Source organism: Bacteroidota bacterium, from assembly GCA_030706565.1.
Classification (GTDB): Bacteria; Bacteroidota; Bacteroidia; order Bacteroidales; family JAUZOH01; genus JAUZOH01.
The window spans coordinates 25,908-34,431 of the sequence record JAUZOH010000003.1; the positions used below are offsets into that span (position 1 = coordinate 25,908).

Genomic DNA, 8,524 nt, shown 5'->3' on the forward strand with positions numbered 1-8,524 from the left:
ATTTCATTTTAGTTTAAGAAGGAAGTCAATAATTCCGCTGGTTTTAAGTACATAATCTACAGGAGAAGTATTGATTGCTGCTTCTGTCATGGTTTTTACCTGGCAGTCCAAGGGATCCTGCACAATAGTAAGTCCTTTCAGGTCATGAATTTTTTTTATTCCCAGTGCTCCATCTTTATTGGCACCGCTGAGGATAATTCCCACCAATCCTTCTCTATATGCCTGTGCAGCAGTAATAAACGACAAGTCTATGGACGGCCGGGAATGGTTAACCTGTTCCTCGGTGGAGAGGGCAATTCTGTTTCCCAGTTCAATATACATGTGGTAATTGGCTGGGGCAAGGTAAGCCCGTCCTGCTTTGACCAATTCTTTGTCATTGGGCTCTATAACCGGAATATTTGATTTGATAGAAAGTGCTTCTACAAACCCCGACCGTATATGTTTGAGCCGGTGCAGGCATAAGAAAACGGGTAATGGGAAATTCTCAGGCAGAGCATTCAGGATTTTTGAAACCACCTGAAAACTTCCAGCCGAACCTCCTATCATTACTGCTTTGTACATTTTTTAATTTTTTTTCTTATAAATACTCTCACTGTTGCAAGCCAGGGAAAACCTATCGTCTTCGCCGAGCGATTCTTTTGTCCCAACAATCAGGTACCCTCCGGGTAACAGACAATCATGGAGGATATTCACCATTTTCTGTTGCAACTGATTGTTAAAATAGATCATACGGTTGCGGAAGAGGATTAATTTTACTCTTTCGGCAAGATTTTCAAAGCTAACTGTTTGTTTTATAAAACTTACATTTTTTAGCAAAGAAATATCCCTGAAAAAACAATTCTCCTTGTTTTGATAGTAGGAGGAAAGATCGCTTTTCCCGTTGAAGCGTTTGTAATTATCACTACTGATATTTACTTTGGCCGGATTAAAAATCCCACTTTTCATCTGTTCTATAGCTTTTTGACTCAGGCCTGAAACAATGATTTCTGCTTTGTCCAAAGCATCCATTTCTTTGAGAACGATTGTCAGCGTGAAAAGTTCCTCTCCACTGACCGAGTTGGGGATCCAAATTTTCAGGCGGGGACTTTCTTCCAATAATTGTTTAAGCAAATTATCCCTTAAAAACCTCCATAACGAAGGGTCCCGGAACATCTCCGAAGTGTCTGTGGAAATGTCGCATAAGAACTGATCAAAAAAAATGGGATCGTTATTGTTTAACCTTGCTTCAAGTAGGTCCGGATATTTTATGTCCTGTTTGACCATGAAATACTCAAGTCTTCGCTTAAATGAAGTAAGGGCATAATCTGAAAAATCATATTGATAATTTTCCCGGATATTCCTTATGATATTTTTAACATCTACAATTCCTAAATCAATTTCACTGCTATTCATTTACACGACAAATATTTAGAGATAAATCAGGATAATATAAAATGTTCAATGTACTCTTCTTTTTTACAATAGACCAGTCCGTTTTTTTCAAATTTCGAAGCCATCGGGCCAAGAATTGTTTCGTGAACTCCCAACAATAAAGTTCCGTCCGGATAAAGGTTGTCATATAAAAGCTTAAAAACCTTATTTTGAAGTTCGTAGTTGAAGTAAATGATTACATTTCGGCAAAGAATGATATCAAACTTAGTATAAAAGATATTTCCATCCTTCACCAGGTCCTGCTTTTTATAAACGGCTTTATCCCTTAAAAATTTATTCATAATAATGACATCTTTATCCTGATCAATAGTAAAATAATCCGAATAAGGAATGTCCTTATATTCATCATAATTCAGGGGATTTTGTTTAATTACCTTATCAAAATTATCGAGGTAGTTGATATTAAACCTGTATTTATAGATCCCTTTTTGGGCGGTTTGAAGTACATCTGCATTTATGTCGGTGCCATAAATTTTGGCCTTTTCGAGCAATCCGGCTTCTTTGAGCAGGATCATCATTGAATAAACTTCCTGACCGGTAGAACATCCCGCATGCCAAATATTTATGGTCTTGTTGTTTTTATATTTGGGGAGAATTTTGTATTTGATGTTTTGCCAAATTTGAGGATCTCGAAAAAGTTCGGTAGTATTGACGGTAATATCTTTGACTGTTTTTTCTAGGAAAACCGGGTTATTTTTTAACTGCGTCAAAAGATCAGGAAAATCGATTCTGTTATCGGATAATACTTTTGCAATTCTCCTTTTTAAGGATTTATCACTGTATTCACTCAAATCATAATTTGAAACTTCTTTCAGTAGAGAAAAAAATTGTTGCAATTCCTGGTCCGTTATAATCATATATCAGTTCAAAATTAGCTTTCAAGCAAAAAGTTATTGAATTAATAGTACTCAAAAGTACAATATTTTGTTATTTTATACGGATACGTCCCAATTTTGTTTACCTAATAGACATTTTTAAAAAATCAGAGATATGCCATAAGTCAATAAAATGTTTCATGAAAACATATAACTTTGACCGCTGATTGAGGAGGGAAAATCATAGTCCATGTTTGCATAAAATAATGACAGGTATATAGTTATCCTTCCAGGAATCCGTAAGGAGCGGATTCATACGATTTTGAACCATGAATAATTTTCGTAGGAAACGAACATGTTTGCGAATAAACGCAAAACACGAATGATCCGTCAGCTGACGGATCACCGTAGGTAAAATAGCAAACATGGAGTTCCATACGACATTTAAAAATCACTTATTTACGTATGAAATTTGGTGTAGTTGTTTTTCCAGGTTCGTCCGGCAGTGAGGATATGGTATATGTTTTAAGGGACATCCTTGAACAGGATACCGTTACACTCTGGCATGAAGATGAAGATTTGCAGGGAGCAAATGCAATCATTTTACCCGGAGGTTTTTCCTATGGTGATTATCTAAGGCCCGGAGCAATTGCCCGGTTTTCTCCCATTATGCGGTCAATTAAAAATTTTGCCCAGGAAGGGGGATTTATCCTGGGGGTTGGAAATGGTTTTCAAATTTTATGCGAATCCGGCTTATTGCCAGGGGCTTTATTGCCCAATATAAATCAGAGATTTATCTGTAAAAATACTTTTATCCGGGTTGATAATAATTACACCATTCTTACTTCAAAGATTGAGAAAAACAGGGCTTTGAAAATTCCTGTGGCCCATGGTCATGGAAGATATTATGCAGATACGGCCACCCTGGCCAGGATAAGGCAAAATCGTCAGATTTTGTTCCGTTATTGCGATGAAAATGTGCTCATTACTGAAGGTGCAAATCCGGATGGCTCGGTGGAAAATATTGCCGGTATTTGTAATGAGAAAAAAAATGTATATGGAATGATGCCGCATCTTGAACGGGCCGCTGATGATGAATTGGGGAATACTGATGGCCGCTTGATTCTCGAATCTATAATAAATACTTTATAAATTATTCTTCATTAATTGAATTCGCTATACCTACAACCTTATCAACCTTACCTTTTAGTTTCTTTTGAAATTAGTGAAGGAGACAAACCTGTTTGCAAGATGCCTTTCCCTTTGAAGGATAATACTCATAAACATGAGCGTGAATCTGTCCTTGATAGATTCGTAAAACATTGAAAATTAATTATTTGTATATGAATAAAACGTTAAGTGCACATTTATCTCTTTTAGGTGCCAATGTTATTTTTGGTTTAAATTATATTTTGTCAAAAGATGTAGTTGCCGGTTATTTTTCTCCGCTTGCTTTTACCCTTCTTCGGGTAACGGGAGCGGTCATTTTATTTTGGGTGCTTGGTTTTTTTATGCCTAAGGAAAAAATAGACCGGTCGGATATCCCGCGTTTAATCATTGCTTCATTTATGGGCGTTTCATTAAATCAGCTTATTTTTCTCACGGCCTTGAAATTTGGATCGGCTATTGATGCTTCCATCCTGATGACCCTCAATCCTGTGATGGTTTTGCTTATTGCTGCTATATGGACTCACGAAAATATCACCTCTTCCAAAATATGGGGAATTGTTATTGGGGCAAGTGGTGCATTGCTCTTAATTATTATGGGAGGAAAGTCAGCAATTGGTTTTGGCAACTTTTGGGGAAATATACTTATGTTGCTGAATTGCTTGCTTTGGGCATTGTTTCTTGTCATTGCCAAACCTCTCATGGTAAAATACAAGTCTGTTACGGTGATGAAATGGGAATTTCTGGTTGGCCTTTTTATCATTCTGCCTTTTTCGTTTGATAAAGTTTTTGCCATCAAATGGGATATTATTCCGGGTTATATTATATGGGAATTCTTTTATGTGGTCATTTTTGCAACTTTTTTGGGTTACCTGCTTAATATGTATGGATTGAAATATGTAAAGCCTGTATCTGTGAGTGTTTACATCTATGCACAACCTGTTTTTGCTGCTTTTTTCGCTATTATTTTAGGAAAGGATGCGCTAAGTATGATAGATATCATTGCTGCATTTCTTGTTTTTCTGGGAGTATATATTGTCGGGAAACAGGGGAAAGGATTATTGCCTGATTTTAAGGCTATTACTTTTAAAAATAAGGTGGCTCAGCATATTGGGAAAAATCATTCACTAGGAAAGAACTAATAAAAATAAACAATATATATATAGTTGGTTATTAATGGATTATTATTTTTTTTTAAATAAATATTGAGAAAATATTTGCAGGGAAAAAAAAGTTTATACCTTTGCAGTCCCAAGTTCAAGGGATTTAGATACAAGGTCGGTTCGTCTAGGGGTTAGGACGTCAGGTTTTCATCCTGGTAACAGGGGTTCGATTCCCCTACCGACTACATTTTAAAAAATAAAATTTATTTATAATGGCAAATCATAAATCATCAGTTAAAAGAATTAGACAGGACAAAACAAAGAACGAGCGAAATCGTTATAATGCAAAAACTGTCCGCAATGCCGTTAAAAAACTCAGGGAATGTACCAGTAAAGATGAGGCTGCAACTTTATTGCCCAGCGTTTCATCTATGCTCGACAAGTTGGCCAAGAAAAGAATTTTTCATAAAAATAAGGCCGGTAATTTGAAATCTGAGCTGACTAAGCACGTGAATAGCCTGTAGAAAAAAATAGTTTTATTTTAGCATATAAGCCTTCCCCAACGGAAGGCTTTTTTTGTACAAAAATTTTGTTAAATTATTTAATTTCATTATCTTAATTCAAGATTTAAGATATTGAAATCAAAGGTATTGGTTCTATAATGCAGGGTACGATGGACGAATACAAAAATTTGACAATAAAAACCTGGGCTGTTGAGGACAGGCCCAGAGAAAAATATTTGTTGAAGGGATTATCCAGCCTGACAAATGCAGAATTGATCGCCATCCTGATTGGCTCCGGGAACCGTAATGAAACGGCCGTAGAATTGGCCAAAAAAATACTGCAAAAAGTTCAGAATAATTTGAACCTGCTGGGTAAATTAAGTTTAGAGGATCTCATCGAAAACAAAGGCATAGGGAAGGCCAAAGCCATTACCATTATTGCAGCACTTGAATTGGGCCGAAGAAGAAATTCGACCGGGATTATGGAAAGGAAAGTAATCAAAACAAGCAGGGATGCATTTGATTTACTTCATTCGCAATTGTCTGATTTACCTTATGAAGAATTCTGGGTGCTTCTTTTAAACCGGGCGAATAGAGTGATTGACAAAATAAAAATCAGCAAGGGTGGGATTTCAGGCACCGTTACTGATGTGAAAGTTATTCTTAAAAACGCTATTGAAAAATTGGCATCATCACTGATTGTTTGTCACAATCATCCTTCTGGTAACCTTTTACCTAGCCACAATGATACAGAGTTTACAACCAAACTCAGGGAGGATGCGAATATGATGGATATTAAACTCCTGGATCATCTGATTATTGCTGATGGCAAATATTACAGTTTCGCTGATGAAGGATTAATTTGATATCCCTGTATGAGGGAAAGCGAAAATGATAGGATGAGGCAATTTGAGATTTATTGTCTCATCATGATGTTGGATGCACTGAATAACTGGTTCAGCTTTATCAAATAATGGAATATTACAGAAGTCATCATTGAATTTTTGATAATCCATTTTTCCCATGCCAGTCAGATATCTTAAAAATAATGAGATTAATTTTAGCCGGTGGGATCGTTGTATGAAAAATTCCATCAACGGTTCTGTTTATGGTTATTCGTGGTATCTGAATGCGGTAGCCGGACAGTGGGATGCGTTAATGGAAAATGATTATGAGACCGTCATGCCCCTGACTTTCTCGGTCAGGTATGGGAAATATATATTGTATCAACCCATTTTCACTTATTATCTGGGGATTTTTTCCACAAAAATAACGGATTCTAACCTGGTGAGCCGTTTCCTTGAACAGCTTTCTCAAAGGTTTTCCTATAGTGATATGGTTTTGAATAAGTTTAATAAATTGGATTCTATTCCTTTTAAAGTTTCATTAAAACCTTCTTATGAACTTGACCTGATTCCGGGATACGAAAAATTAAAAGGTAAATTTTTACCTGATACTCAGCATAACATTAAGTTAGCGAACGATAACAAAATACAAATAATTCCCAATATCAATCCTAAATCTTTTCTGCAGTTTTATTTGACGGTTCATCCTTTTATGGATGAAAACAGATTAAATATTTTACAGGTCATCATCAACACCGGCCTTAAATATAAAATGGCGGATATTTATGGAGCATATAACAAAGAAAAAAAATTAATTGCTGCCTGTTTTTTTATTTGGTCGCATAAGAAAGTCATATTGTTAATGCAGGCTGTGACCAGGGAAGGTTATAGAAGTGGTTCCATTTATTTGCTGATCGACCAGTTCATCAGAAATCAATGTGAAAAGAATATTACATTAAGTTTTGAAAGCAGTACACATTCCGTAGATATTGAAATATTTAAAGATTATGCTGCTCAAGCCTGTAATCATGCAATTTTAAAAATGAATGATTTGCCATGGTATGTTGATTTCCTAAAATTAATTAATTATGACAAATATATTAGGTGAACAAAATTCAATTTTTAACGAGTATATTGCTGAGTTACGTGATACTACAATTCAGCAGGACAAGATGCGTTTCAGGAAAAATCTGGAAAGAATGGGAGAGATTTTTGCATACGAGATCAGTAAAAATTTCAATTATTCGAAGAAATCCATAGAAACTCCGCTGGGCGTGGCAGAAGTGCCTGTATTATCAGATAAATTGGTAGTAGCAAGTATTATGAGGGCCGGCTTACCCATGCATCAGGGATTACTTAATATTTTCGACAAAGCCGAAAATGGTTTTGTGGCATCATACCGGAAATACAGCAAAGACAATACTTTTACGGTGAAAATTGAATATACTTCCTGTCCGCGGCTTGATGGAAAAATCCTGATACTTGCAGACCCCATGCTTGCTTCGGGCATATCCATTGAGTTGGCTGTAAAAGCTCTTCTGGAAAAGGGAGATCCTGTTCATATTCATATCGCATCCGTCATTGCCAGCAAAGAGGGGGTTAATTATCTGTGCAAGCGACTGCCATTGAAAAAAGTCACTCTCTGGCTTGGAGCAGTTGATGATGAACTCACCGTCAGTTCTTTAATCGTACCGGGCATGGGTGATGCCGGAAACCTGGCATTTGGAGAGAAAACATAAAAAAAACTGCTTAACGCAGTTTCAATATAAAAAAATAAAACTAAGTAAAAAAGTGTAGCGCGTAGCAGGATCGAACTGCTATCTTCGGATTGAGAATCCGATCTCCTAACCATTTAGAGGAACGCGCCATTTAGGTTAGCATGATTTGATCAAGCCGACGCAAATTTATATCTTTTCTTTTAATAAATAAAGACCTTGCTGGCAAATTTTCAATAAAATGCCGGATGAAAGCGAAATTATTGAAAATTAAGAGATAGCATAATTCATGCTAAGCCAATGATTCTTTTAATTTTCCTGGTAGCAGATAATTTTATACAACATTTTGGGGCGTATCAACCGAGTAACGAATGCTAAAAACATGGAAACGGAGATAAAAATCAGCAGAGCCGGTATCCAGCCCGGGACGAAGTAACGGATGACTATTCCTGAAAATAAAATTCCTGTTAGAAAACATAATAATTGAACCGGAATTTTGTATCTGACATTCAGCCTGAATGTCTTTTTTGCAAGAAGCATTTGTGCCAAAGCAGATAAAGTCTGGGTTGCCAGGCTCGAGCAGGCTGCTCCCAAAGCTTTATAACGGGGGATAAGCAGGAGGTTAAGACAGATATTTAAAATGACTGCCGATGCGGCTATCCGGTTCAGTTGTTTAAGGTTCCCTCCTGCAGTGAGTAAAGTGCCGAAAATATAAGTCGTGGATATGCCAATAAACCCTAACATCAATATGCCAAAGACTTTTGGAGATTCATCCACTACGCTGGTGTAAAGCATGTGCACGATTCCATTTCTGAAAAATAAGCAGCTGACTGCAATGGTTGCAGCGGGAACAAATAAAAGCAGGTATGAAAATTCCGTCATTTCACCGACAGGCTCCTTATGGGAAAGCATTTTTGAGAAAATGGGCAGTAACAATCCTGCAAA

At 36.6% G+C, this 8,524-nt stretch carries 10 protein-coding genes and 2 tRNA genes; 7 read left to right on the forward strand and 5 right to left on the reverse strand.

Annotated elements, in window-relative coordinates; translation table 11 throughout:
* Nucleotides 1–3: 3 nt before the first annotated feature.
* From Q8907_00555 to Q8907_00565, 3 genes are read right to left on the reverse strand one after another with little or no spacing between them, the layout of a single operon-like run.
* Nucleotides 4–561: a chemotaxis protein CheB gene (locus Q8907_00555; GenBank protein MDP4272753.1), complete on the reverse strand. Its 558-nt coding sequence runs from the start codon at nt 559–561 to the stop codon at nt 4–6.
* 3 nt (nt 562–564) lie between these two features.
* Nucleotides 565–1,392, reverse strand: a complete 828-nt coding sequence (locus Q8907_00560; protein ID MDP4272754.1) for a CheR family methyltransferase — start codon at nt 1,390–1,392, stop codon at nt 565–567.
* Nucleotides 1,393–1,418: 26 nt separating this feature from the next.
* Entirely contained in the window at nt 1,419–2,288 is an 870-nt protein-coding gene (locus tag Q8907_00565) for a CheR family methyltransferase (GenBank protein ID MDP4272755.1), read from the reverse strand.
* Nucleotides 2,289–2,711: 423 nt separating this feature from the next.
* Here Q8907_00565 and purQ point away from each other — a divergent pair, with 423 nt between their 5' ends.
* From purQ to upp, 7 genes are all read left to right on the forward strand, one after another.
* On the forward strand, nt 2,712–3,398 hold the full coding sequence (gene purQ / locus Q8907_00570; protein ID MDP4272756.1) for a phosphoribosylformylglycinamidine synthase subunit PurQ: 687 nt from the start codon (nt 2,712–2,714) through the stop codon (nt 3,396–3,398).
* A 191-nt stretch (nt 3,399–3,589) separates the two neighbouring features.
* Nucleotides 3,590–4,555 (forward strand): EamA family transporter, encoded by a 966-nt coding sequence (locus Q8907_00575; protein ID MDP4272757.1) that lies wholly within the window; start codon nt 3,590–3,592, stop codon nt 4,553–4,555.
* 134 nt (nt 4,556–4,689) lie between these two features.
* Nucleotides 4,690–4,761 (forward strand) — tRNA-Glu (locus tag Q8907_00580).
* A gap of 27 nt (nt 4,762–4,788) precedes the next feature.
* Nucleotides 4,789–5,040, forward strand: coding sequence for a 30S ribosomal protein S20 (gene rpsT, locus Q8907_00585; GenBank protein ID MDP4272758.1), 252 nt, complete (start codon nt 4,789–4,791; stop codon nt 5,038–5,040).
* Nucleotides 5,041–5,189: 149 nt separating this feature from the next.
* Entirely contained in the window at nt 5,190–5,885 is a 696-nt protein-coding gene (gene radC, locus Q8907_00590; GenBank protein MDP4272759.1) for a DNA repair protein RadC, read from the forward strand.
* Nucleotides 5,886–6,042: 157 nt separating this feature from the next.
* Nucleotides 6,043–6,972, forward strand: a complete 930-nt coding sequence (locus Q8907_00595; protein ID MDP4272760.1) for a hypothetical protein — start codon at nt 6,043–6,045, stop codon at nt 6,970–6,972.
* Complete coding sequence (upp, locus tag Q8907_00600; GenBank protein ID MDP4272761.1) at nt 6,953–7,603, forward strand: uracil phosphoribosyltransferase; 651 nt, start codon at nt 6,953–6,955, stop codon at nt 7,601–7,603. The genes Q8907_00595 and upp overlap by 20 nt, the downstream gene beginning before the upstream one ends.
* 55 nt (nt 7,604–7,658) lie before the next feature.
* Here upp and Q8907_00605 read toward each other — a convergent pair.
* Both Q8907_00605 and Q8907_00610 read right to left on the reverse strand, forming a co-directional pair.
* Nucleotides 7,659–7,731, reverse strand: a tRNA-Glu gene (locus tag Q8907_00605).
* Between the two features lie 157 nt (nt 7,732–7,888).
* The coding region (locus Q8907_00610) for a polysaccharide biosynthesis C-terminal domain-containing protein (protein ID MDP4272762.1) at nt 7,889–8,524 on the reverse strand (636 nt) is incomplete at its 5' end.

What these genes read in the sequence shown, in the direction of transcription:
- Q8907_00575 (MDP4272757.1), top strand. Translation starts at nt 3,590, where the DNA reads ATGAATAAAACGTTAAGTGCACATTTATCTCTTTTAGGTGCCAATGTT.
- purQ (MDP4272756.1), top strand. Translation starts at nt 2,712, where the DNA reads ATGAAATTTGGTGTAGTTGTTTTTCCAGGTTCGTCCGGCAGTGAGGAT.
- rpsT (MDP4272758.1), top strand. Translation starts at nt 4,789, where the DNA reads ATGGCAAATCATAAATCATCAGTTAAAAGAATTAGACAGGACAAAACA.
- Q8907_00555 (MDP4272753.1), bottom strand. Translation starts at nt 561, where the DNA reads ATGTACAAAGCAGTAATGATAGGAGGTTCGGCTGGAAGTTTTCAGGTG.
- Q8907_00560 (MDP4272754.1), bottom strand. Translation starts at nt 1,392, where the DNA reads ATGAATAGCAGTGAAATTGATTTAGGAATTGTAGATGTTAAAAATATC.
- Q8907_00595 (MDP4272760.1), top strand. Translation starts at nt 6,043, where the DNA reads ATGCCAGTCAGATATCTTAAAAATAATGAGATTAATTTTAGCCGGTGG.
- radC (MDP4272759.1), top strand. Translation starts at nt 5,190, where the DNA reads ATGGACGAATACAAAAATTTGACAATAAAAACCTGGGCTGTTGAGGAC.
- Q8907_00565 (MDP4272755.1), bottom strand. Translation starts at nt 2,288, where the DNA reads ATGATTATAACGGACCAGGAATTGCAACAATTTTTTTCTCTACTGAAA.
- upp (MDP4272761.1), top strand. Translation starts at nt 6,953, where the DNA reads ATGACAAATATATTAGGTGAACAAAATTCAATTTTTAACGAGTATATT.